This is a genomic window from Vibrio sp. 1F263, from assembly GCF_041439035.1.
GTDB lineage: Bacteria > Pseudomonadota > Gammaproteobacteria > Enterobacterales > Vibrionaceae > Vibrio > Vibrio tasmaniensis_A.
Genome location: NZ_JBGONI010000029.1, coordinates 27,972 through 51,319, shown reverse-complemented (window position 1 = coordinate 51,319; position 23,348 = coordinate 27,972). Strand labels below are relative to the sequence as shown.

The 23,348-nt window shown below is 44.1% G+C and carries 18 protein-coding genes; 6 read left to right on the top strand and 12 right to left on the bottom strand.

Annotation, left to right across the window (positions count from 1 at the left end; genetic code table 11):
- Positions 1–143: 143 nt before the first annotated feature.
- Entirely contained in the window at positions 144–815 is a 672-nt protein-coding gene (locus ACED25_RS16875; protein ID WP_371695736.1) for a type 1 glutamine amidotransferase domain-containing protein, read from the bottom strand.
- Positions 816–1,033: 218 nt separating this feature from the next.
- On the opposite strand from ACED25_RS16875, the gene ACED25_RS16870 reads away from it, so the two are divergent.
- Positions 1,034–1,918, top strand: coding sequence for a LysR family transcriptional regulator (locus ACED25_RS16870; RefSeq protein WP_371695735.1), 885 nt, complete (start codon positions 1,034–1,036; stop codon positions 1,916–1,918).
- A gap of 247 nt (positions 1,919–2,165) precedes the next feature.
- A complete protein-coding gene (locus ACED25_RS16865) occupies positions 2,166–3,416 on the top strand; it encodes a diguanylate cyclase (RefSeq protein WP_371695734.1) in 1,251 nt (416 codons plus the stop codon).
- Between the two features lie 152 nt (positions 3,417–3,568).
- Here ACED25_RS16865 and ACED25_RS16860 read toward each other — a convergent pair whose 3' ends face one another.
- A complete protein-coding gene (locus tag ACED25_RS16860) occupies positions 3,569–4,393 on the bottom strand; it encodes a DUF2797 domain-containing protein (protein ID WP_135380643.1) in 825 nt (274 codons plus the stop codon).
- A 302-nt stretch (positions 4,394–4,695) separates the two neighbouring features.
- Between ACED25_RS16860 and ACED25_RS16855 the strand changes: the two genes are divergently transcribed.
- The gene (locus tag ACED25_RS16855; protein WP_102257343.1) at positions 4,696–5,991 is read left to right on the top strand and encodes a GGDEF domain-containing protein; all 1,296 of its coding nucleotides are present in this window, start codon (positions 4,696–4,698) and stop codon (positions 5,989–5,991) included.
- 296 nt (positions 5,992–6,287) lie between these two features.
- Here the strand turns inward: ACED25_RS16855 and ACED25_RS16850 are convergent, their stop codons facing one another.
- From ACED25_RS16850 to ACED25_RS16840, 3 genes are all read right to left on the bottom strand, one after another.
- Positions 6,288–7,658 (bottom strand): DASS family sodium-coupled anion symporter, encoded by a 1,371-nt coding sequence (locus ACED25_RS16850; RefSeq protein ID WP_009846474.1) that lies wholly within the window; start codon positions 7,656–7,658, stop codon positions 6,288–6,290.
- A gap of 198 nt (positions 7,659–7,856) precedes the next feature.
- The gene (locus ACED25_RS16845) at positions 7,857–8,693 is read right to left on the bottom strand and encodes an ElyC/SanA/YdcF family protein (protein WP_371695732.1); all 837 of its coding nucleotides are present in this window, start codon (positions 8,691–8,693) and stop codon (positions 7,857–7,859) included.
- 172 nt (positions 8,694–8,865) lie between these two features.
- Positions 8,866–10,554, bottom strand: a complete 1,689-nt coding sequence (locus ACED25_RS16840) for an NAD-dependent malic enzyme (protein ID WP_055318335.1) — start codon at positions 10,552–10,554, stop codon at positions 8,866–8,868.
- A 184-nt stretch (positions 10,555–10,738) separates the two neighbouring features.
- Here ACED25_RS16840 and ACED25_RS16835 point away from each other — a divergent pair, with 184 nt between their 5' ends.
- On the top strand, positions 10,739–13,123 hold the full coding sequence (locus ACED25_RS16835; protein ID WP_371695731.1) for a helicase-related protein: 2,385 nt from the start codon (positions 10,739–10,741) through the stop codon (positions 13,121–13,123).
- Between the two features lie 203 nt (positions 13,124–13,326).
- The gene (locus ACED25_RS16830) at positions 13,327–13,704 is read left to right on the top strand and encodes a transporter (RefSeq protein WP_371695730.1); all 378 of its coding nucleotides are present in this window, start codon (positions 13,327–13,329) and stop codon (positions 13,702–13,704) included.
- A 188-nt stretch (positions 13,705–13,892) separates the two neighbouring features.
- Here the strand turns inward: ACED25_RS16830 and ACED25_RS16825 are convergent, their stop codons facing one another.
- The 7 genes from ACED25_RS16825 to ACED25_RS16795 form a co-directional block, all read right to left on the bottom strand.
- A complete protein-coding gene (locus ACED25_RS16825; RefSeq protein WP_371695729.1) occupies positions 13,893–14,996 on the bottom strand; it encodes a phosphoribosylaminoimidazolesuccinocarboxamide synthase in 1,104 nt (367 codons plus the stop codon).
- 323 nt (positions 14,997–15,319) lie between these two features.
- Positions 15,320–15,727 (bottom strand): SulA-like leucine-rich domain-containing protein, encoded by a 408-nt coding sequence (locus ACED25_RS16820; protein ID WP_269334863.1) that lies wholly within the window; start codon positions 15,725–15,727, stop codon positions 15,320–15,322.
- 353 nt (positions 15,728–16,080) lie between these two features.
- Positions 16,081–16,269: a hypothetical protein gene (locus ACED25_RS16815; protein WP_048659540.1), complete on the bottom strand. Its 189-nt coding sequence runs from the start codon at positions 16,267–16,269 to the stop codon at positions 16,081–16,083.
- A 165-nt stretch (positions 16,270–16,434) separates the two neighbouring features.
- The gene (locus tag ACED25_RS16810; protein WP_371695728.1) at positions 16,435–17,529 is read right to left on the bottom strand and encodes a hypothetical protein; all 1,095 of its coding nucleotides are present in this window, start codon (positions 17,527–17,529) and stop codon (positions 16,435–16,437) included.
- 142 nt (positions 17,530–17,671) lie between these two features.
- Entirely contained in the window at positions 17,672–18,340 is a 669-nt protein-coding gene (locus ACED25_RS16805) for an OmpA family protein (RefSeq protein WP_009846483.1), read from the bottom strand.
- A 105-nt stretch (positions 18,341–18,445) separates the two neighbouring features.
- Positions 18,446–19,135 carry a DUF2786 domain-containing protein gene (locus tag ACED25_RS16800; protein ID WP_009846484.1) on the bottom strand — a complete coding sequence of 230 codons (690 nt, stop codon included), beginning with the start codon at positions 19,133–19,135 and terminating at the stop codon, positions 18,446–18,448.
- A gap of 220 nt (positions 19,136–19,355) precedes the next feature.
- Positions 19,356–20,039: a DUF3334 family protein gene (locus ACED25_RS16795; RefSeq protein ID WP_009846485.1), complete on the bottom strand. Its 684-nt coding sequence runs from the start codon at positions 20,037–20,039 to the stop codon at positions 19,356–19,358.
- 219 nt (positions 20,040–20,258) lie between these two features.
- On the opposite strand from ACED25_RS16795, the gene ACED25_RS16790 reads away from it, so the two are divergent.
- The gene (locus ACED25_RS16790; protein WP_371695727.1) at positions 20,259–23,294 is read left to right on the top strand and encodes an FAD-binding and (Fe-S)-binding domain-containing protein; all 3,036 of its coding nucleotides are present in this window, start codon (positions 20,259–20,261) and stop codon (positions 23,292–23,294) included.
- Positions 23,295–23,348 lie beyond the last annotated feature (54 nt).

Genomic DNA, 23,348 nt, shown 5'->3' with positions numbered 1-23,348 from the left:
GAAAAGAGCATACTTCTCTCAAAAATATTGAGTAGGAAGTATGCTCTTTTTATTTGATCGAGCTTATATCTGTTTAACGGCAGTTATTCTATTAGGACGGTTACTAAGACTAAAACCGTTACTCGATTAACTCCATGACTTAACTAAGACAACTGCTTAACGAGAGCTGCACCTACTGCGTGCGCACTGGTTGGGTTTTGGCCAGTAATCACTCGATCATCAACAATCACAAGCTCTTGCCAAGGTTGAACCTTGTTGAAACGCGCTGCGCTGCGAGCAAGAGACTCTTCCAGTAGGAATGGAATGTCGTTGATGGTGCCAAAGTCGATCTCTTCTTCACGAGTAAAGCCAGTCACCGATTTAGAGCTTAATAGCTTCTCGCCGTTGCTCAAAACAATCGGAAGCAGTGCAGCTGGGCCGTGACATACAGATGCGATCACGCCGCCATCTTCATAGTGCTTAGCCGCAATAGCTGCGAATTGCTCGTCGGTTGCTAAGTCAGAAAGTAGACCGAATCCACCTGGGTAGAAGATGGCATCGTAGCTTTCTACGTTTACTTGGCTTACAGGAATCGTGTTGTTAATACGGTTCTGGAAGTCATCGTCAGCCAAGATCTCTGCGTTTACTGAATCACCTTCAATATCGGTTCCATACAGTGGACCTTTACCACCCTTGATAGACGCGATGTCGTACTCAAAACCCGCAGCAATGATCTCTTTCAGTGCATGAGTCAGTTCTGGAGCGTAAGTACCGTTCGCTTGGTCTGTATCGCCTAATGTTGCGTGGTTAGTTACTGGGATTAGTATTTTTTTCATGATTCGTTCCTTTGAGCACGTTTGTTTGGTTTTAGCGTCGTGGCTTTTATTTAGAAAACCAAAGCTTTCAATTTAGATACCGCTGTTTCGTTACCTGTAATACTAGTAGTAAACCATTTGAGTGATAATATGCCGTGTAGGCAAAACATTATTGCTATATAGCAATAGTGGATGTGGATTAGTCGTATGTGAACTCGTTAAATGTAAACAGGTGAAGTATGGATAGCTTTGAAGGTATTAATGAATTTGTGGCGGTAGCGGAGTGTCACGGCTTTTCTGCAGCAGCAAAACAACTGGGTTGCAGTACCAGTCATGTAAGCCGTCAAGTTTCAAGGTTAGAAGAGAGAGTGGGTGTGGCACTGCTTGCACGCTCTACACGAATGGTGAGCCTGACCGAATCGGGTCACACCTATTATCAGCAATGCAAAGATCTGGTTATCGGGCTGCAACAGGCGAATGAACAAGTCACGTCTCAACAAACTCAACTTAGCGGTACTTTGCGTGTGAGTGCTGCGGGTGCGTTTGCTGAAAATCATGTTGCCGCGGCGCTGATGGAATTTGCGAAAGACCACCCTGATCTGACTATCGAAATGAACTTCAATACCAATATGGTTAACTTCATCGAAGATGGTATTGATTTCGCGATTCGCTATGGTCGACTTGATGATTCTGGTTTGGTGGCAAGGAAGCTGGTGGATCGCCCAATGGCAGCGGCCGCGAGTCAGAACTACATCGATCAATTCGGTTCTCCAACACAGCCTGAACAGTTGAAGTTGCACAGCTGTATTATTGCCAACAGTGATCAGTGGTTGTTTGAGAAAGATGGAAAACCGTTAAACGCGGTGCGCGTACATGGGCGTTGGAAAAGCAATAACTCAAGTGCGGTACTTAAAGCTTGTGAAGAAGGGCTTGGCATTGTTTATCTTCCCAAAAGCAGCTTCAACGGAGGTCTTGCCAATGGAAAGCTCGTTCCAGTGCTAGAAGAGTATTGGGGAGCAGGTACAAGCAGTTGGATCGTATATCAAAACCGTCGCTTTCTTCCACAGAGAGCAAGGCTGGCTATCGACTTCTTAGTCTCTCACTTTTCGGATTGGAATGAATAACCGAATAGATAATGCTTACATAGCTATACAATATCCTTCTTGTTTTTTGATGTGCGTAATAAGAAGGTGCTATTTGTCTACTTTTGATGACTTAAGCTTACGATTGAGTTGTAGAGAAGCCCAAAGCAGTACGATATACTAGATATTATATTAATGTCCCTAACGCGTGATAGATTGTGTGGAAGCGTTGGCAGGATGTGTTGTTATGCTTCGGCTTATGAAGTGTAGCGAGAATGCGGAGTTGGCAATGTCTTCAATAAATTTCGAATCCACGTACGGTGTAATAACGATTCAAGATATGAATGTAGTGAGTGTTGACGCTAACTATGCTCGCATCTATGGATACCAATCACCGGAAGAACTACTTTCTGATATCGATAGCTTTCTAGATCTCATCTCAGAAGAGTACCATGTTTTAGCCTATCAAAATTACCTTGAAACGGTCAGTGGTCAACGAGACCCTCAGGTTCACACCTATACCAATATTGATCGCAATGGCAGAGAGTTTACCGTGTTTTCTATCGATCATGTGACGGAGTGGCAAGGAAGACCTGCACTGCAAGTCACGGTTATCGATCTTTCCCCTGCGATTCAGCTGCAAAACGCAGTGCGTGAGCAAGATAAGATGTATCACGACATGATCATGCAATCAGGGCAGGGCATCTTGGTTCACCGAGATTTCAAACCACTGATGGTCAATCAATCATGGGTAAAACTGCAAGGTGGATCTTCCATAGAGCAAGTCTTAGCGCTGGATTCGATTCTTGACTTAGTGCCACAGCAGAATAGCGACGGCATCTATAAACACTATCAAGCGATCGTGTCGGGTGAGTTGTCGGGAACCAGTACCGTGGTTGAAAACATTGGCTTTGACGGTGTTCATCGCTTCTTTAATATTTACGATAATGCAATTACTTGGAAAGGTCAGCGGGCCGTTCAAGTGGTACTCGAAGATGTGACTCAAAAGGTGATGTTGGAGAAGCAGTTGGTTCACCAAGCGAATTACGATGAAATGACGGATCTGCTTAATCGTAGGGCGATTTATGAATGGTTGAGAGAGCATATGTTCTCTAAAAACTACCTTGTCTGTATGCTACTAGATATCGATGACTTCAAGTCGATCAATGACACTTATGGTCATATGGTGGGTGATGAGGTAATTTGTGCTTTAGCTGGTATAACTAAGCGCAATGCCGAGAAAGTCGGTGGAGTAACAGGCCGTTGGGGTGGTGAAGAGTTCATTATATTTATCCCAAATGCGTCTCTTGAAACAGCTCTCGAAGTTTCAGAAGAGATTCGCCAACAGTTCAATCAAGTCGAGTTCAAAGTGGGTGAACAAATTCGTTTTAACTCTAGCGTGAGTATCGGAATCAGCGATAGCCGAGCGTGTGAAGACGGTGTCACTATTGACGCACTCGTGAATTTAACCGACCAATCTCTTTATCGCGCGAAAGCCAATGGCAAGAATTGCGTAGACGGAGATGTAGTCGCGCTTTAACGCCTAAAACCGTCACCCAAAGACGAATAGAATCGACAACGAAAAATGCCCTCAAGTCATCACTTGAGGGCATTTTATTTTTTGGCTATTAACTGAACGCTTCTCACTATAAGAAACGCCTCTAACTATGAGAAACGCTTAAGTTCTATAAATTAGGCAGACACTTCCACTTCGTAAGAGCCAAATTTACGGATGTTAATCACGCCAGTATCTAGGATAAGGTATTGACCTTTAATACCTTGAAGTACGCCCGTCACTTCAGGGTTCTTATCAAAGTTGTGCGATACAATTTTCACTGGGTGCTGTTCAACTGGGTAGCTCAATGAAGTAGTGCTCTCACTGAGCACCTCGATAGCATCATCACCAAATTTCGCTCTGATCTCTTGAATCTTATCTTCTACAAGTGGCAATAGTTCTTTGGCTTTTTCAACCAACTCCATATCGTCACCGTCGCCTTTTAGCAGCGTGCGCCAGTTGGTTTTGTCAGCAATGTGCTTCGCTAATTCGACTTCAATAAGACCAGAGATCTGACGCGTTTTTACCTTCAAAATAGGTAGGCCCTGAGTGGCTCCTTGATCAATCCAACGGGTAGGGATTTGTGTATGGCGAGTGATTCCAACCTTAAGGCTTGATGTGTTCGACAGGTAAACGAAGTGATCGACGAAGCAATTTTCTTCACCCCATTGAGGCTCACGACAAGTGCCTTGTTCGTAGTGGCAAGTCTCAGGCTTCATGATGCACATGTCGCAGCTTGCTAGCTTTTTCATGCACACAAAGCAGTGGCCTTGAGAGTAGCTTTTCTTAGTTTTCTTACCACACGAACAACAAAAAATATTACCAGTGTGGGTAAGGTTGATGGTTTTTCCAATCAGAGGGTTTAGCTCTACAAACTCTTCCCCTACAGGTAAACGGTAGGTAACCGCACCATCAAGGGAAGCACTCATTTTCTTGAGTGTTCCTTTTGCTAATAAAGACATGACATTACTCGTTGTATTTTGATTATTATTTCGTCGACTCGAACGCCTTGTAAGCAGTCGCTACGGTTAACGATGATTATGCGATGAGTATAACAAATAGAGCCTCTATTTATACGCAATATTACTTGATTCATGCAGTGAATAATTGACTGGAAATACGCCATCTAAATTATAGTATGACATTTTGTTAAGGTGTGATATAACGTTTTTAAGTCAATTGTTAGTATGCAATCTAATGATTAATTTTGCTTGTTTATATCGTCAAATCCCAACTATAGGGACCAAAAGCCGGAAGCTTAGATGTGAAGTGGATTCATAAAATTGTTATCTTTCTAGTTATCGCAACACTTGCCATTGTGCAGTATTACCAGGTAAGTGGAAATCGTGTGATAACAACAATTACTCCTGAACAATATGAATTTATCGCGACCAGCGATCAAGTTGATAGAGGAGTCAGTACCTCCCAATTGTCCTATGAAAATGGGCAGTATATTCTCGATTGTGAGCTTAAAAAATCCGAATATCCGTGGCCTTACTGTGGGCTATCGATTCGTATTAGCCCAGATATAACCACTGGTCTTGACCTTTCGCAGTACCACACCTTTAGAGTCAATATTGATTACCATGCGAAGGCTGATTCTAGTGGTCGTCTGAGAACGTACCTACGTAATTACAATCCTGCTTATTCGGTTCCCGATGATGAGTACACACATAAGTACAATGGGATGGAGTTCTCTCCAGGAATCGATGGTGGCGTGATCGAGATCCCGATCAAAAACTTGCAAGTCATGACGTGGTGGTTAGCGGATAACGAGGTTGCGTTAGAGCATTCAGCCCCCGAGTTTTCAAATGTGAACATGGTTGAGTTTGCTACTGCTTCTGGTGCTAAATTAGGTCACCATCGGATAATTATTCGAAGTATTGAGTTTGAGGGTTCGTATATTTCGGCTGAAAGTCTGTTCCTGATTTTGCTGTTTATCTGGGTCGGTACCGGCACTGTGTTTCTGCTTTCAGAATTACACCGCTCAAGAAAACGTATCGCGATCGCTGAAAAAAGACACCATCACTTAAAAAACGTCAATCGGGCATTGAGAGAGCAAAACTTCGAGTTTTCTGAAAAGGCTCATCGTGATGAATTGACAGGGATACTTAACCGACACGCGATTCGTGATTGGTTGAAAATGCAGTCGCAACAGGTGAAGCAAGGCCACGGCAAGTTAAGTATGATCTACCTGGACATTGACTACTTTAAAAGTGTGAATGACAAATACGGACACCTGATGGGTGATCATATCTTGCGTGAATTCAGTATGGTGGTTGGCAGCTCTATCAGTGCGACGGACAAACTTGTACGTTGGGGTGGTGAAGAGTTTATTGTTTTTTGCCCTGAAACCGAAGCTGGCGAAGCGCAGAGAAAGGCAGAGAAAATCCGACTTTTGGTTAGCCAACATCTTTGGATTCATGGGGATTCTCTCACTTGCAGTATCGGCATTGCCGAGATGAAACAAGAGCGGGTGACAGAGACCATTGCCCGCGCTGATGAAGCCTTATATCAAGCGAAGCATTCAGGGCGAAATCAGGTGATCTTGAGCCACTAATCGGAAGTAGAGTTTATTGGTTTATAAGCCACACGTGCATATGTGACGTGTGGCGTTTTTATGGTTCTTATCCCAATAGCCAAAACAAAAAAGGTGGCGCGGGGCCACCAAAAGGGAAAAGCGTTTCTTGTTTTTAGATGCCCGTTTGGCTGATCTTGCTAGTTAAACGGATCTTGTTAGCAGAGCGGGCATTTTTGTACTGGTTGAGCCGGGGGAAGCTGCAACCAGATTTTTTTTGAGAAGGGGCATTCCTATAAGCACTTGTCTATAAACATACGTCTATAGGACATTAGTGTTTACCAGAAAATCCAAGCGAACAGAGTCAGAACTAGGATACAAACTAGGTTCAACACCATACCTACTCGCATCATTTCTTTTTGTTTGATATGACCAGAGCCAAATACAATCGCATTAGGTGGTGTCGCGACTGGTAGCATGAAGGCACAAGATGCGGCAATCGCAATCAGTGCAGATAAGATAACAGGTGACATACCCAGCGCTTCAGCAATGGTTGCAAATACAGGGACAAGCAATGCCGCACTCGCTGTGTTACTCGCAAACTCCGTTAGGAATACCACGAACGCTACTACGGCTAGAATCGTAAGAAGTATACCTGCTGTTTCTAAAAATCCGCTTAGTGAGTGTGCTAGGAATACGCTGGTTCCGGTCGCTTTCAGAATGTTACTTAAACAGATACCACCACCGAACAGGATAAGTACACCCCAATCCGTTGTCTTCTCAACGTCTTTCCATTCCACGGCTCTAGAAGCGCCAAGCAGTACAATGGCGCCAATCGCTACCAAACTATCAAACTTAGAGAACCCGCCAATCATTGCGTTGATCGGCTTGCCGAATATCCAAAGCGTTACGGTTAAAAGGAAGATAGACAGTGTGATTTTCTTGCTGTTTGTCCACTCGACAGGTGCATGGTCTAGCTCGAATTTGTGGTCAAGTTTTGGCTTAGTCATCACGTACAAAATAATCATCGTGATTGGCAGTAAGATCATCGAGATAGGTAGCCCAAGTGCCATCCACTCTGTGAAGCTCAAGCCAACTTCTGCGGCAGCAATGGCGTTTGGCGGGCTACCTACTAAAGTTGCGATACCACCGATTGAAGCACAGTAAGCGATGCCTAGTAGCACAAATACATAGGTGTTACGGTCTTCACTTTGGTCAACTTTGTTCATGATGCCTAGTACAAGAGGGAGCATCATTGCTGTGGTGGCTGTGTTTGAGATCCACATGGATAAACCCGCACTCACACCGAACAACATGAACACGGCTACCGACATTCTGCCTTTTGCTATGAGCAATACTTTGTCAGCTATCGCTTTATCCAGCTCTTGCTTGTTCAGTGCGGCTGCCAACGCGAATCCGCCCATGAATAAGAATATGATGGGATTCGAAAAGTTAGCCAGTGCTGCGGGCGTGTTGAATACACCAAACAAGACAGCCAATAGGGGAACGAGCAAAGCGGTGATGCTGACGTGGATAGCTTCTGTTAACCATAGAATGGCAACGAACACGAGAATACTTAAACCCGTATTCACTTGCGCTTCGAATGGCAGGGAATTGAGCAAAACTGCAAATAGCGTGAAATTACCAATTAATATCATGCTGTTGCGGGTAAACAACCAGTGTTTCAGTGTAGTAACAAGTGCCGTCATAAGACGCTCCTTTTGTTTATCCTCGTTTTATTGGTGCACGACTTCGTTGAGCGGTGCTTATTATTTTCGAGGTATATAGACTTGATGTAGGGTCAGACTTTGTTGGGAGAATGTTACTCAAGTTAATAAAGGAGTGTTGGTGTGTTTTTGCTTAACAATGGGGAAGTGTGAGGCAACAAATTCAAAATGTGTAGTTTTCTACACATCGGTCTCTGCTGGCTCTAAAATAGGGCTTACTGAAGGAGTTGCAATCGGATTTTCAGTAGGGCTTGCTGTGGGGTCTGCTATAGGGTTTGCATTGGGGTCAGCAATAGGGCTAGGAATCGGCAATGATTCTGGTTTTGGACTGGGTTGGATCGGCTCTTTAGGGCCAAGGAATTTTGGCGTAGTACCAATAATATACAGATCAAGAAACGCTTTGGTACGTGCAAACACTTCACGTAAACGTATTGAGGTTCCTGAATGATGGGTTGGTCCTGAAACCGCCAAACACTGCGCATTAATATCGTAAGAGTTAGCGATAAATAGCGCTCTTTCACAGTGGAACTTCTGAGTGATGATTAGGAAGTTATCGGTATCGAATATCTTTTTGGCGCGAACAATCGAATCTAGGGTTCTGAACCCCGCATAATCTAGATTGATGCGTTCATCGGGGACGCCCGCTTTTAACAAGTCGCGTTTCATCGTCCACGGTTCATTGTAAGAGCGATGAGCGTTATCGCCACTCAGTAGAAATTGGTCTACCTTTTCACGATCGAACAGCTCAATTGCCGCTTCGATTCGGTGCTTATAATAGTCGTTGAGTGTTCTACCTAAATATTTGCTTGTGCCAAGCACAACGGCGACCTCAAGCTCGGGCACTTCATCTATATCGTAGATGATGCGATCTTCTGCTTGCCATGAAACCCAATAATCGATCGCAATAACCGCAGCGCTGCCTACTAAGAACACGAGGAAAGCGCCAAACAGAAAACCTTGCTGTTTTTTGTAAGCTTTTAATAAGTGGCTACGGAAAATGTGAGAATCAAATTTCACTCTCGGTATGGTCCTTTGACTGAGCATTAATTTTTGAGTGCTCGATAATACCAAATAAAAATGAGAAAAATCAGTTAAAAAGACAAGACAGTGTAAAGAAAAAAGCCCCTGCAATGGCAGAGGCTCTTAGAAGAGGAGTTAACGCTCTTTATTCAAAGTACAGCACGCTTTATTAGAATGCCGTGCGCTTGTAGCGACGGTAAACTGGCTGCCAGAAGTGCTGGTCAATCGCTTGTTGCAGTGCTTCTTCAGTGATCTCTAGAGCAACGCCCTGTTCAATCGCCTTCTTACCAACAGCAAGAGCAATCTTCTTCGATACCGTGTGGATTTCTTCTAATGGTGGAAGTAGAGCGCCTGTGCCATTGATTGCTAGTGGAGAACACGTTGCAAGTGCACGGCTTGATTCCATTAGCATTTCGTCAGTGATGCGTGAAGCATTCACAGCTAATACACCAAGGCCAATACCTGGGAAGATGTAGCTGTTGTTACACTGAGCGATTGGGTAAGTCGTGCCATTGTGAACTACTGGCTCAAATGGGCTACCTGTCGCAACAAGTGCTTGGCCATCAGTCCAACGAATAATGTCATTTGGTGTTGCTTCAACACGGCTTGTTGGGTTTGACAGTGGGAACACGATAGGACGTTCACAGTGTAGGTTCATCTCTTTGATGACTTCTTTGCTGAACAGACCCGGAGCACCAGATACGCCAACCAGAACCGTAGGTTTCGCGTGACGAACAACGTCTAGTAGAGAGAAACCAGTGCCGTCGCTTTCCCAATCTTTGGTGTTCGCGTTGGTTTGAACTAGACGCTGTTGGAAATCAAGCAGGTTTTGCATGCCTTCCTGTAGCAGACCCCAACGGTCAACCATGTAAACTTGAGAGCGAGCTTGTGCATCGCTGATACCTTCAGACACCATTTGAGCAATGATAGCTTCAGCAATACCACAACCTGCAGAACCCGCACCTAAGAAGGTGATGCGTTGGTCTGACAGTTTGCTGTTCGCTGCTTTACATGCTGCAAGTAGAGAGCCAACCGTTACGGCTGCTGTGCCTTGGATGTCATCGTTGAAACAACAGATGCGATCTTTGTAACGCTCAAGCAGTGGCATTGCGTTCTTTTGTGCGAAATCTTCGAACTGAACTAATGCATCAGGCCAACGGCGTTGAACCGCTTGGATGAACTCTTCAACGAATGCATCGTAGTCAGCACCTGTGATACGAGGGTGACGCCAGCCCATGTACATTGGGTCAGCAAGACGCTGCGGGTTGTTTGTACCCACATCGAGCACGATTGGTAGCATGTAAGCTGGGCTGATGCCGCCACAAGCTGTGTAAAGTGCTAGTTTACCAATTGGAATACCCATGCCACCGATACCTTGGTCTCCCAAACCAAGAATACGCTCACCATCCGTAACCACGATAACTTTAACGTTGTGGTTTGTCGCATTGTTCAGTAGGTCATCGATACGATCGCGGTTCGGGTATGAGATAAACAGACCACGGCCACGACGGTAAATATTTGAGAAGTTCTCACATGCTGCGCCAACTGTTGGCGTGTAAATGATAGGCATCATTTCAGAGATGTGGTTTTGAACTAAACGATAAAAAAGCGTTTCATTAGTGTCTTGGATGTTACGAAGGTAGATATGCTTATCCATATCACTTTCGAAGTTACAATATTGCTTGTATGCACGTCCTACTTGCTCTTGGATTGTTTCGGTTGTTTCCGGTAACAAGCCTTCAAGGTTGAAAGAACTGCGCTCTTCAGCAGAGAATGCGCTGCCTTTGTTTAGAAGAGGGGTACTTAGTAGAGCAGGACCAGCATAAGGGATATATAGAGGGCGTTTATCGTTGTTCATTAGATGCCTAATATGGGAGAAAGGGTAACCGAAAAATGATAACGGTTTAGTTATTCAATTGTAAATAGTTTACCTCCGATCTTTGCAAACAAAATGATATTCTTACCCATGTCCCACACTTATCGAATTTTAGCACCATAATTCGTTATACTTTGCTCACACTTTTTCGCGACGCCTCTTTTTTATGTCATTACTGCCCATCGATGCTTATCAAAACGTATTTCACGAACAAATCGCTAATTCTCACCTAGTAGTAGAAGCTGAAACCGGATCGGGCAAATCAACGCGTTTGCCAATTTGGGCTTGCCAACATGGGCGAGTGCTGGTGGTTGAACCAAGACGAATAGCTTGTACCTCATTAGCTAAATATCTCGCCCTACAATCGGGCAAAAAGCTTGGTGACAAAATTGGTTATGCGATCAAACTTGAGTCTGAATACAACGAGCAAACTAACGTTGTTTTTGTGACGCCCGGTATCGCGCTGCGTTGGCTATCTGAAGATGGGCTTGCTGGCTTTGATGTCATCGTAGTCGATGAATTTCATGAGAGGCGCTGGGACATTGATTTGCTGGTGGCGATCCTCAAACAAAAAGCGAGTCATCGTTTGGTGATCACTTCAGCAACCATTGAAGGTGAGCGCCTTGCTCATTATTTGGATGCGAATCGAATCAGTTGTGAAGGCCGAACTTATCAAGTTGCTATTGAACACCGAGCGAATGAGTCAAGAGCATTGCCCGATATTCGACACCTAGAGCAACGCATTGCCGAAGAAGTGAATCACCAACTGATTGCATCTTCTGGTGACATGTTGGTTTTTCTACCAGGTAAAAAAGAGATCGTGCAATGTGAACAAGCCTTGGCAAAAAATCCAGATATCCAAGTGGTGAAATTGTATGCGTCAGTCAGTGATAAAGAGCGAGATTTAGCGTTATCGGGTCGTAATATCGATATCAATGCTAACGGTTATGGCCTGAGAAAGGTCATTCTTGCTACTAATGTTGCTGAAACCTCATTAACCATTCCTGACATTGGCGTGGTAATAGATTCAGGATTAGAAAGGCGCACCGTTCAGCGTAACGGAAGAACCACACTGATGCTTAAATCCTTATCACGAGCGAGTGCCAAACAACGAGCTGGCCGCGCGGGTAGGGTGATGGATGGTGTCTGCGTTCGCTTATACGGAGAACACGCCGCATTAGAGTTAGTGACACCGCCCGAACTGCAACGCGAAGAACTAACAGAACCTATGTTGGCTGCGGCATGTTGTGGCAACTCGATCGAGAGCTTATCTTTTCTTGATCCAATCCCTGAGAAGTCGTTAAACAGTGCTACTCAAACCTTGCTGACGATGGAAGCGATTAACGCCGAGCATCAAATTACCGAGCATGGCAAAAAGCTGTATCCGTTGCCGATTGATGCTTTGTATGCCGATATTGTTACTCGAATCAAAACCAAAGCACTCAAAGAGGCGATGGTGGATCTCACTGCGGCGCTGTCCGTTCCTGCTCGCTTGTATCAATTACCAACCAATGCAGAACACCTTGAAGCTCTGGCGCAAAAAGAGAAAGAAGGGTGTGATTTATCCCTGTTGATTCAGATCGTTCGCGGTCGCGAATATCCGAATCTAGAAATCGACCAGCAGGCATTGAATGAAGCACAGGGACTGGCTAAGCAAATGCGTGAGGTGTTTGAACTTCCTCAATTAGAAGTCGCGTCCCGTTTCCTGCGTATTGAACTAATTGACACCATTATTAAGCTGCATCCTGAGTTAGTCTTTGTGCGCAGACTGAAAAGGAAAGAAGCCTTTGCCAACGGAGTGTTAGAGGTAGTACTCGGCCGTCAGAATCGTTTCCCGGACAATGCACAAGCGATGTTGGTGTTAGACACTCATAGTTTGCCGGGAAGAGGTGTTAAGCAAACACTGACCTTAGCGACGGTCACGGCCCCCATTCCTCTTGAGCTTATCATTGATGCTGAGCTAGGAGAGTGGGAGCAAGGTGAAACGATTGTGAATGATGACGGCGTCTATACTGGGATGGCGTTGGTGTATGCCGGCCGCACGATCACGACCAAGCTCGTGGCAGCGGAAGGGCAACTATCGTTAAAGCCGATCGTCGATCTTGTATCGAATGGGGTTCAACTTCCGGGTTTTGCACAAGCTCGCACTCAACAAATCAAACATTGGCAGCTGTATGTGAAACTCGGTCTCGATGAACAAACCCAATACACACCAGAAATTGAGAACATTAACTTTGAGCTATGGTTATTAGAGCAGCTTGAAGTGTTAGGTGTCACTGATGTGAGCGAATTGGAAATGTTCGACCATGCAGATATTCCATTCGATGGTATCCCGACTTGGCTCTATTCAGAGTTTTCGGAAAAGTACCCGTTTGCATTGAGCCTTGCCGACTTGCAACTCGAAGTCGAATACCTGCCGGCACGCAAGCTGATTTACGTTCATTATCAATCGGGCAGTCGAAAGTTATCGCCAAAACGTTGGGAGCTCCCGACATGGTCTGGCTGGCGTATTCAGTACAAAAAAGCGAGTCGGATAATTGATATCAAATAGATGGATTAGTTTTATCTCTAAAATATTAATCAAATAGGTGCATATATGTTTTTTCAGTACTTATTTTGTTACAAGTTTGATTTTTATATGCCTTTTTAACCAATCAAAAGGTCATAAAAGACTATTCTTCTATATCCTATTGCTATAAAGAAAGAGTTGATAGATATTGAGTATATTGTGTTGTCAAAGTGTCGGGGGACATCATGGATAAACAGACAGAGACGCGTGTAGAGTTTGATTACACAACATTTCTTGGCGCCTCATGCAGTAAAAAATGGACTTTTCTGGAAGCACTCACCACGATTGCGCCAGTATTTAGTACTGTCTGGCGAGATAGCATTAAAGAGCTCGCAAGCCCTGAAGATCGTTTATGGCAGATGGCATTGAAATCGATGTCGACGCGTAAAAGTGATGAGTCAAACATTGTTACCTTACTCAAGCTAGCCAAGCTAGAGGGGATCACTGAACTCAAAGTTGCTATGCCATATTCTCTTGAAGAAGAGCAGATCGAGTACATTGAATCGCGCAGTCATTTGGTGATTGCCGAGAATACTGGAGAAGAGTTTACTATTAAGCTTTAATCTATCAGTATTGCTTAGAGCTTAGAGCTTAGAGCTTAGAGCTTAGAGCTTATTGCTTAGAACATATCGCTTAGAAGCTAGCTCAAAGAATATTAAAAATCGCACACGAAAAAGGGCCTCAATAATGATGAGGCCCTTTTCGTATCTGGAACTTGTGTTTACGAGCTTACTCGCTTTCTAGAATGCAATCAGTCAACTAGACCATAGTCAGCACGCAATACATCGATGATCTCTTGCTTAGGGTTCTCACTCAGTACGATTTCCGCGCCTGTAATCTTCGCCGCGATATCAAGATAAGTGCGCGACAGAGACATCAATGAATCCAATGGAAGTTCATTGTCACGAGCTAACGCTTCACGCTCTGGCATACGCTCTTTGTTCAAAAGAATATCAGCATCAGGGAAGTAGTTAAGTAGGAACTGGCGGAAACCTTCTTTTGAATTCTCAACGATGTTGCCGTTATTGTATTCCTGAGTATCCCAAATGCGAGATGAATCTGGGGTACCGACTTCATCCATGTAGATAAGCTTTTCTTTGCCTTGAGCATCGTTCACATAGCCGAACTCAAATTTCGTATCGACAAAGGTTTGATCGACTTTTGCTAGCGCTTGGCTAATTACGTTGAAGCCTTCTTTTAGAAGTTTCTCGTAATGCGCAATGTCACTTGCTTGAGTAAAATTGAATGCTGCGAAGTTATCTTCGATGTTGTTACGTGTGATGTTCACATCATCAGCTTCTGGAACGCCAGGAATACCTTGCAAAATCCCTTTTGTAGAAGGCGTGATCAGTAGCTCAGGCAATTTCTTGTCTTTCTCAAGGCCTTCTGGCATCTCGATACCACAGAATTCGCGTTCGCCGTTTGCGTATGCACGCCACATTGAACCTGTGATGTATTGACGACAAATCGCTTCGATCATGACTGGGCGAGCTTTTTGTACAATCCATACGAACGGGTGAGGGATATCAAGAATATGACTGTCAGCGAGGCCGTTGTCTTTAAACAATTTGAACCAGTGGTTAGAGATAGCATTCAGAGCTGCACCCTTACCTGGAACACCTTTTAGATTCCCTTCACCACGCCAGATACAATCAAATGCAGAGATACGGTCACTGATCACCATGATTGCTAAAGGCGCATCTGGTGCTACATCGTAGCCTTTCTCTTTAATTAGTCGTTGGCTATCTTCTTCAGTTAACCAGTAGACTGAGCGAACCTTGCCACTGTGGACAGGTTTATCAGTACGGATTGGTAGGTCATCATTTACGGCAAGAACTTGATCAGCAAGGCTCATTTAGACATTCCTATCTTTTATCAAACGTCATACAGAGAAGTGCGGTGTGCACATGATTAGACGGGCATTATACCCAATCTACTATTTGCTTCCAGAGAAAAAGCAAACGATTGCTAAATCTATTGATCAAATAAAAACCCCCGCCTAACTATTCGCTAGAAAATTGGCGAATTGTAGGGCAGGGGAAGGCAGTATATTTGGACTGTGTTTTGGAGCTATGCTGTTAAGTTAACTTAAGTTTGTTAGCTAAAAGATTAAGCTATGTTTATGGGCTATGTTTATGGGCTATGTTTTTGATCCAAAATGTTATTAAGTCAGGCGGTCTAGTGAATACGCTCTGAATTGGCATCAATAAAGAAGACTTCACACTGAAAGCGCAATCCTAATGTTCTTAGGTACTGTTGGCTGAACTGATCAATCGATGCACTTGCAACAATCGCACTCGCATTCTTAGATCGAATGGCTTTCTCGACGGTTTCTACTTCTGTCATTTGATTAGAGGCTTTCATGTGAATAACACGATCACAGCAAACATTATGTTGCTGCAGCTGTTTAGCCGATGGTCTTGGTGTTTGAGCCGTAAACAGTAACCACTGATGTTGATTGGACAGCAACGCCATTTTGGCAAACAACGCTTCTTCGTTTGAACTTTTTGTGTCACGAGAGACGGATGTAAATGCGCAGTGAGTTAGCGGGCTAGAGTGTTGTGCTTTAACGTGTGCTGGAATCATTTTGCTGTCCTTATATACATGCTGTATGTGTATACAGTAGTTTTTGTTGCTTATAAGATCAAGCGTTTTTTGAGGGATTATTGGACGATCTTGCTTGGGTATGGAGGTGGCTTTTATTTAAGTGATTGAAAATAGAGTGAAAATTAAATTTGAATGAATTTGTTGTTTTGTCTCATAAGTTGAAGAAATGTGAGCTTTATACAGGTGTACACAGTGGTTTTGACAGAAAAGTACTGTATACACCTGTATAGAAGATAAGAAGATAAGAAGATAAGAAGATAAGAAGATAAGAAGATAAATCTCAGATACAAAAAAAGCGCCTTAGGCGCTTTCTTATATTTCAACGGTGTTGCTTATCTCAATGTCGCTTGGGAGAGTTTTGCTCTCATTTCCATTTCACCAATATTGAACTGGCGAACATCAATGGTGGCCATATCATTGCACTCTTGACATGCATGATGACACTTACCATCTAGGTAGTCGTGCTTTTTAACTAGGCTTGGCTTTTTGCACCAATCACAAACGCCTTCTATTGTGAACATATTCTCTCCTCACCTGTTTAAGTCAGGTGTATTTTCGGCGCAAATTATGACACAAGTAAGACTCATTAGTTAATAGTTTGTTACCTGTTTTTGAGAGGGGGATCGATTGCAGTACTAATAAAATCGATATCTTTGCGACTTTGGAAATCGAGTTTGCTTGGTTGTTTACGTTTTTGCAACACTCTTAAGGATGGTTTTTAGCGAATTGTTCAAACGTTTCATCTCTTCGTCACATCCGTAACCATCTGGGTGGTAGATTTTGGATAGCTGTTTATATCGAATTTTAATGCTTTTTTGATTCGGAATTGAGCTAGGTGTATACCCAAATAGAGCGCAGGCTACTTGTAAATTGTTCAGGCTGTTGTCATTTTTCTGTTTTTTTAACTCATGGAACATCGTGTGCAGCTGACGTTTCTGCTGCTTAATAGTGAAGTCCTTCGAGCTAAGCTGTGCTTCAAGTGTCTGCTTTTGTTGCCCCAATTCACCCGATTTTAGAGCGTGTCTTCTTTTTGATATCACCAGAGTCATGATAATGCTGACAATTGAAATCAACACGGCTAAGGCTGTGCCAATTAGATAGTCTGAATACGTTAGGTTAGAACGTGTTACCTGCTCTCTAGAGGGCAGATAAGAAGGGGAGCTACTTGCTCGCTTTGGATTAGATAGCCTCTGATTCGTGCTGCTTTCAGCAATGACGTTGTCGTTGAGCTTTTCAATCGAAGAGATCTGCTTGGCACGTTGCTGGTTGAATTGCGCTTCCAGTATGCGGTTATAGCCATCTTCGGCTTTTGGATTGTTTTTTAAGGCCGCTTCATACCATAGCTGTGCTTCATCTAATGGTTTTAGGAGTTCTTTCTCAAGTGAGGATTCGTAGAGCTTTGCGACTTCGATAGGCGCGCGCTGGTTACCTTGCAAGGCTGATTTAATAAACCATTCTAAAGCTAGCTTGTTGCTTTGCTCTACACCTGATCCTGCCAAGTACCATTCAGCCAGCCTAAATTGCGCATTTGCATTGCCGTTTTCTGCGGATTGCGAGTACCAATAAAATGCATCGTTGGTGCTCAAAGGGACATCATTACCTGATTCATAAGCTTGAGCTAGTTGGTATTGAGAAACTGGATCTTGAGGTTCTATCGAGAATGCGACGTTGCTTTCTGCATGAACGAAGTGTGCAGTAGAGAACTGTATTGTGGAAAAGATGAGGGTAAAAAATAGAGTTCTAAGAAGTGATGATGACAGAAAGTTGGATAGGATAAACAATAGATAAGTCTCGTTAAAAAGCCCAGAGTCGGTATATCAGTATGAATATGGCTAGTCGTGTGACTTTGAACAAGCAACACGACGATAAGCAACTATATAGAGGTTAATTCAATAGATAAAGACGAACTGGGCTTTAATCGTGCTACTTAAGCGGCAAGATTTGAATTTCTACGCGACGGTTACAAGCGCGACCTTGAGAGGTGTTGTTGTCACACAGAGGGTAACGTTCACCGTTACCACGAGCAATGGCACGGCCTGCAGCAACGTCTTGAGAGATCAAGAATGCACGAACCGATTCAGCACGACGCTCAGAAAGAACTTGGTTAGAAGACTCGCTGCCTGTGCTGTCAGTGTGACCTTCGATCACTAGGCTAGTGTCTGGGTATTCAACTAAGATGCGCGCAACGCCGCGAAGTGTTTTGTGGATGCTTGATTCTAAAGCGTAAGAACCAGAATCGAAGCCAATGCCGTTCTCTAGGCGAAGTAGAAGTTGGTTCTCACCAACACGCTCTACTTGAACGCCTGAGTTCATGAGTTCTTCACGAAGTGCAGCTTCTTGCTGGTCAAAGTAGTAACCGATACCACCGCCAACTGCGGCGCCACCTGCTGCGCCGATGAGTGCACGCTTACGACGGTCTTTAGAGTCGTCACCCGTAGCAGCACCAGCAACAGCACCGGCGATTGCACCAATTAAAGCGCCTTGAGTTGCGGAATTAGTCTCAGATTCGCCAGTTGTCGCGTTTTGGCGTTGTGTCGCTTGACAGCCCGTTAGAGCAACAGTGAGTGCCAGGGCTAGTGTGATTTTTTTCAACGTATTTCTCCATCATGTACTTCTGTCAAACGCATGAATTACGAAAGACAACAATAAGTCCTATTGGTGGTTTTTATCAATACGCTGAAGCAATGTAAAGTGGCTCTATGATTTAGTTATCTTTTTAACGGCTTGAGTTCCGCCAACAGGTCGATTTACAGACAGTTTTCGGCCTTTCTTCAAACCAACTTCATAGTCTGCGGTGAGGTTTTTCATCGCTTCTCTGAGTTGTTGTTTGAACGTTTCACGGTCGATGTTTTGGAATTCTTTATCAATGTAGTTATTGATCTTGTTGTTTGACTCGTCGTCTGGGGTGATAACAGGCAGTTTTTCAAGCGCACCTTCTACCCAACCCGAAACGTAAGAGTTTACGCGACGTGTTACTTCTAGTGTCCCTGTTCCCGAGCCCGCAAAACTGTTTCTGAATTGGCCAGTGTGCTCATTCAGTTCACGATAAATAATATCGAACGCAAAAGCCGCGAAGATAGCGCGATCGGCTTCACCAATGAATTCAACGCGTTTAAGGCCTTTGTGATTCAGTAACACGGCTTCTACGCCAAACTTGGTGTTAATACCACGAATAACACGCAGCAGTGTAGAGCTGATATTTGCAGGTAACAGGTGACTGGATTGAGTTTTTCCCATCTTGATAAATTCAATATCGTCCTTTTCGAGACCATATTTCAGCATCAAGTTATGCGCCATTTTTATCGCATTGGCAGCTTCATTGACGTTCGCAGAGTTTCCAAGCTCAAGACACTTGGCAATTTTCTTTAGGGCTTTTTTCTTATCCATCGACAACTTAATCATTACCGCAAATTTTTAAAAGTCCAACATTTTACATGTTTTGGCGAGTAACAGCAAAGTCAAAAGTCATTTGTAGGAATGTGGTGAACGATTATGGAAGATAAGGACATAGGAAGGAAGCGGCGGGTCCCGGACAAAACAAAACGCCATCAAGAGGATTGATGGCGTTAGTGACACGATTTTCTTGATTAACTAGAGTATTTGTAACCTAGATTCCAAGTTCATCGAGTAAATCAGCTGCAGAATCGTTGCCTGAACTTTGCTCTGGCTGCTTTGGTTCTTGCATTTTTTTCTGAGTCGCTTCAAGAATACTGTCTGGACATTCGTCTTCAGCGATTTCGAATTCTTCCAATTGGATGAATTCTGTTTTGTCCATTGCAAGCTCAAGGTAGAAAATGTTGTTGTCGGCAGTTGAGAAAGTAACACGACGAGCTTGCGGGCGATCTAAGTTAGTATCAACAGAAAGGTTCACTTGCTTGTTCAATGCCAGCATTTTCGGTTGGTTTTGTGTGATGTTAGTTTGCAGTTCTTTACGGATTTTGTTGGTAAAGTCGCCAACCAACTGGTTCATCAACTCACCTAATACATCACCTACTTCGTCTGAAGTATGAAGTACAGCGAGTTCGTCTTCAGGCATGCCCATATTACGCATGTAATTTGTGTAGATCTCTAGCGCTGCTTTCGACGTAAAATTGATAACAACAAGACCTGAAAACCCGCCGTCGAACAAGACGAAACAACCAAAATCTGGCTTAAGACTTGTCTTGTTGATCTTTTGAACCATGGCTGAGTAGGACACCTGTGAAGCCGTCGCTGAAGTAAGTACGTTTGAGACTGATTGGCATAGCTTAAGAAGAATATCTTCAGTTGTGACTGTTTTGCTTTTTTTCATTGTTATTTGCTCATGGAGATGTCGTAAAAAAGTTATCTACTATCTTACTACTGAATTAAGACGAAAGTGACTATTTCTCCATTCTTGCACCGAGATTCTTATTTGATCACCTTTTTATATGATCTTAATAGTAGTAAAGTGACGAAATTCAAAGAAAAATATTAAAAATCTCAGATAACCCAATGCTGATAGGATCAGCGAAGTAGGGGCAGGAAGCAAATGTTACCAAGACTTCAACTCAATGCTGATGTCGATCCAGTTGTCGTACGCTTTTTAGATGAACTAAAAACAGCGGGCTTTACTGGCGACATTGAATCTCAATATTCTAGCCGTTTGGCTGTGGCGACTGATAACAGTGTCTATCAGCAATTGCCGCAGGCAGTTATTCTCCCTAAAACAACCCAAGACGTTGTGCTGCTCGGTAAAGTGGGTGCAAAATCTGCTTACGAACGCGTGACCTTTTCCCCTCGTGGCGGTGGTACCGGTACTAACGGACAGTCTTTAACAAAAGGCGTCGTGGTTGACCTGTCTCGTTATATGAACAAGGTTCTTGAGATTAACGAGCAAGAAGGCTGGGTAAGAGTTCAGTCGGGTATCGTTAAAGACCAATTGAACGATGCTGTGCGTCCGTATGGTTACTTTTTCTCTCCAGACCTTTCTACCAGTAACCGAGCAACCTTAGGTGGCATGATCAATACCGATGCTTCGGGCCAAGGGTCATTGAAGTACGGTAAAACGTCTGACCATGTGTTGTCGCTGCAAGCGGTCTTCGCAGATGGTTCATGTCTCGAATCCGATTTATCACACGGCTTACCTGTTGAGGGTGAATTTGCTCATCATGCACTTGCAGTAACTGAGGCCGTTTGTCGAGATAAGCGCGCTCAAATTCTTAATAAATTCCCACCATTGAACCGCTTCTTAACTGGTTACGATTTAAAGAACGCAATCAACGAAGAAGACGATAGCTTTGACCTGACTCGTGTTCTATGTGGTGCAGAAGGTTCATTAGCATTCATCACTGAAGCAAAGCTGAACCTCACGCCGATTCCAAAAGCACGAACGTTGGTTAACGTGAAATACAATACGTTCGATTCTGCACTGCGTAATGCGCCGTTCATGGTAGAAGCGAAAGCGCTGTCTGTTGAAACCGTTGACTCAAGAGTATTGAACCTAGCGAAACAAGACATTGTTTGGCACACCGTGAGCGATTTGCTGATGGATGTTCCAAATAAAGAGATGCTTGGCATCAACATGGTTGAGTTTGCAGGCCAAGATGAAGCGGAAGTTGAACAACAAGTTCAAGCGCTGACCGCACAGCTTGAAAGCATGGTAGAAACTGAAGAAGCCGGTGTGATTGGCTTCCAAGTGTGCAGTGATTTGGCGAGCATTGGCCGAATCTACAACATGCGTAAGAAAGCGGTAGGTCTATTAGGTGCGGCGAAAGGCCGAGCTAAGCCAGTCGCTTTTGCTGAAGATACCTGTGTACCACCAGAAAACTTGGCCGACTTCATCTCTGAATTTAGAGTATTACTCGATTCAAAAGAGTTGAACTACGGCATGTTTGGTCACGTGGATGCGGGCGTACTGCACGTTCGTCCTGCTTTAGATTTGTGTGATCCGATGCAAGAAGCATTGATGCATGAAGTCTCTGATGAAGTGGTTAAGCTGGTGGCTAAATACGGCGGCTTGATGTGGGGTGAACACGGTAAAGGCTTCCGTTCTGAGTATGGTCCTGACTTCTTTGGTGAAGAGCTGTTTACCGAATTAAGACGAGTTAAAGCGGCATTTGACCCGCATAACAAGATGAACCCAGGCAAGATCTGTACGCCGTTAGAAAGCGATGCTGAGTTGGTGAAAGTCACTGATACCAAGCGTGGTTTCTACGATCGTCAGATCGACGTACAAGTCCGTGATAGCTTCAAGCAAGCGATGGAATGTAATGGTAACGGCTTGTGTTTCAACTACGATACGAGTTCGCCAATGTGTCCTTCGATGAAAGTCACGGCTGACCGTCGTCATTCACCAAAGGGCCGTGCAGGCTTGGTTCGAGAATGGTTACGTCAGTTAACGGAACAAGGCGTCGATATTCTCGACTTAGAGCAAGAAGCACTGAAGGACAATACGCCGATTAAAACCATGGTTGAACGTGTTCGTAACACGATGAACAAACGCCATGAGTACGATTTCTCACATGAAGTTCATGAAGCGATGAATGGTTGTCTCGCATGTAAAGCGTGTGCGAGCCAGTGTCCGATTAAAGTTGATGTTCCGAGTTTCCGTTCTCGATTTTTAAACATCTACTATTCGCGTTACCAGCGCCCAGCAAAAGACTATTTAGTTGCCAACATTGAAACCATGCTGCCGCTGATGGCGAAAGCGCCAAAAGTAGTGAATGCTGCATTGGGCCAAAAGTGGATACAAACCGCAACGGCTAAAACGGTCGGGTATGTTGATGCTCCTTTGATGTCGGTACCTACACTTAAAAATCGTCTAGCGAGCAAAGAGCTGCAACTCTTCGACTTACAGTACTTAGAAGGCTTGTCTTCTGAAGAGAAGAAACAGCATGTGCTGATCGTTCAAGACCCGTTCACTAGCTTCTATGATGCGGAGGTGATTGAAGACTTCGTCACTCTGGCTCAAAAACTTGGCAAAACTCCGGTGTTGCTGCCGTTTAAGCCAAATGGTAAAGCTCTGCACATTAAAGGCTTCTTAAGTCGTTTTGCGCGTGAAGCGAAATCAACATCGGAATTCTTGTCAATGGTTGCCGATATCGGCATTTCTTTGGTGGGAGTGGACCCGGCTCTTGTGCTTTGTTACCGCGATGAATACGTTGAGATCTTAGGTGACAAACGTGGCGACTTTGATGTGCTTACCGTGCATGAATGGTTAATGCCATCGTTGGGTGAGTTCGAAGCACGCTCAGCAAGTGAAGATATGTGGTACTTGTTTGCTCACTGTACTGAGAAAACCAAAATGCCGAACGCTGAAAAAGAGTGGGGCACTATCTTCAAGCACTTTGGTGCTGCGTTAACCAGCGTTCCGGTCGGCTGTTGTGGCATGGCGGGCACCTTCGGGCATGAAGTCGATAAGCTACAAATGTCGAAAGATATATACGGTTTAAGCTGGAAGCCTCAAATGCAGGACTTACCAAAAGATCGTTGTTTGGTGACGGGTTATTCTTGCCGTAGCCAAGTGAAGCGTTTTGAAGGTGAGAAGCTTGCTCACCCATTACAAGCGCTAGCAAAAATTCTTTAATACATTTAGCCCAGCAATTGCTGGGCTTTTTTCTAAACTAACAAAGGAATGTTA

Excerpts from the sequence above, each read along its gene's own strand:
- ACED25_RS16875 (WP_371695736.1), bottom strand. The coding sequence starts at position 815 with ATGAAAAAAATACTAATCCCAGTAACTAACCACGCAACATTAGGCGAT.
- ACED25_RS16870 (WP_371695735.1), top strand. The coding sequence starts at position 1,034 with ATGGATAGCTTTGAAGGTATTAATGAATTTGTGGCGGTAGCGGAGTGT.
- ACED25_RS16865 (WP_371695734.1), top strand. The coding sequence starts at position 2,166 with ATGTCTTCAATAAATTTCGAATCCACGTACGGTGTAATAACGATTCAA.
- ACED25_RS16860 (WP_135380643.1), bottom strand. The coding sequence starts at position 4,393 with ATGTCTTTATTAGCAAAAGGAACACTCAAGAAAATGAGTGCTTCCCTT.
- ACED25_RS16850 (WP_009846474.1), bottom strand. The coding sequence starts at position 7,658 with ATGACGGCACTTGTTACTACACTGAAACACTGGTTGTTTACCCGCAAC.
- ACED25_RS16840 (WP_055318335.1), bottom strand. The coding sequence starts at position 10,554 with ATGAACAACGATAAACGCCCTCTATATATCCCTTATGCTGGTCCTGCT.
- ACED25_RS16835 (WP_371695731.1), top strand. The coding sequence starts at position 10,739 with ATGTCATTACTGCCCATCGATGCTTATCAAAACGTATTTCACGAACAA.
- ACED25_RS16830 (WP_371695730.1), top strand. The coding sequence starts at position 13,327 with ATGGATAAACAGACAGAGACGCGTGTAGAGTTTGATTACACAACATTT.
- ACED25_RS16825 (WP_371695729.1), bottom strand. The coding sequence starts at position 14,996 with ATGAGCCTTGCTGATCAAGTTCTTGCCGTAAATGATGACCTACCAATC.
- ACED25_RS16820 (WP_269334863.1), bottom strand. The coding sequence starts at position 15,727 with ATGATTCCAGCACACGTTAAAGCACAACACTCTAGCCCGCTAACTCAC.
- ACED25_RS16815 (WP_048659540.1), bottom strand. The coding sequence starts at position 16,269 with ATGTTCACAATAGAAGGCGTTTGTGATTGGTGCAAAAAGCCAAGCCTA.
- ACED25_RS16800 (WP_009846484.1), bottom strand. The coding sequence starts at position 19,135 with ATGGATAAGAAAAAAGCCCTAAAGAAAATTGCCAAGTGTCTTGAGCTT.
- ACED25_RS16795 (WP_009846485.1), bottom strand. The coding sequence starts at position 20,039 with ATGAAAAAAAGCAAAACAGTCACAACTGAAGATATTCTTCTTAAGCTA.
- ACED25_RS16790 (WP_371695727.1), top strand. The coding sequence starts at position 20,259 with ATGTTACCAAGACTTCAACTCAATGCTGATGTCGATCCAGTTGTCGTA.